At 58.1% G+C, this 913-nt stretch carries 1 protein-coding gene; it reads left to right on the top strand.

Features of this window, described 5'->3' with window-relative positions; genetic code table 11:
- Window positions 1-89: 89 nt before the first annotated feature.
- Window positions 90-713 carry an ankyrin repeat domain-containing protein gene (locus RMSM_RS12885; protein ID WP_008696485.1) on the top strand — a complete coding sequence of 208 codons (624 nt, stop codon included), beginning with the start codon at window positions 90-92 and terminating at the stop codon, window positions 711-713.
- Window positions 714-913 lie beyond the last annotated feature (200 nt).

Genomic DNA, 913 nt, shown 5'->3' with positions numbered 1-913 from the left:
TTGGTTGGGTAGCGGCACGGCGCGAGCCGTCCGGTTACAGCGAGTAAACCGTTCGATTTGGACCGGGCGGCTTGCGCCGCTCCGCTATAATGATCACTTGGTTAGGCCTAACGCCGATTGCGACTCACTACCTTGAAACCACGTCGTCGATAAACATGCAGGACATTGACACTCTCATCGAGCTGATCCGTGCGAGCCGACACGAGGATGCATTGGCGATGCTAAATGCGTCTCCGGTATTGGCAAAGCAACGGACGGATCGATCTGGACAGCTTCGGGGCGCCACGCCGCTTCACTGGGCCGCACATCACAACGCGACGGAGCTTTGCCAAAGACTGATCGAACTCGGTGCGGATGTGAACGACGCTGCAGGTCAGTGGTGGCGGACTCCGCTTTCGTGGGGAGCCGACGCAGGTAGCGCTGAAGCAGTCGAACTGCTGCTAAAGCACGGCGCGGACGTCAACCAAGATGCAATCGTGGGGACGACAGCGTTTCACGCCGTCGCGATGGGAGGTTCATCCCAGGGAAAACGCGATCCGCAGGCGTACAAACGAACCGCTGAGATCTTGATTGCTCACGGTGCTGATATCAATCGACGTACCGAAAAACAGCGAACTCCGCTCGATGAGGCGGTCGACAACGCGAATGATTCGGTCGCAGAGGTTCTGCGAAAATACGGAGCCGAAATTTCCAACACAAGCAGTGGTAATTAGTTGCGACGTCGGTTCCGCACCCGAGCATCGCTGATGGCTCTGCTCGACCTCTCCGGAACTATGGAGACTGCTATCTTAGTAGCACGTGAATAGGCCGGAGGCCGAAACATGACCTGCCGTTGGCGTGAGCCAACGGTTTAGGGGCGACCTGTCGCCGTAAAGCCGGAGGCTGACACACTGACCGAGAGTGTGTCGCCCGC

Source organism: Rhodopirellula maiorica SM1 (assembly GCF_000346295.1).
GTDB lineage: Bacteria > Planctomycetota > Planctomycetia > Pirellulales > Pirellulaceae > Novipirellula > Novipirellula maiorica.
The sequence above is the reverse complement of the archived record's forward strand: the minus strand, read 5'-3'. Positions and strand labels throughout refer to the sequence as shown.

Coding starts and splice junctions, on each gene's coding strand:
- RMSM_RS12885 (WP_008696485.1), top strand. CDS start 90: ATGATCACTTGGTTAGGCCTAACGCCGATTGCGACTCACTACCTTGAA.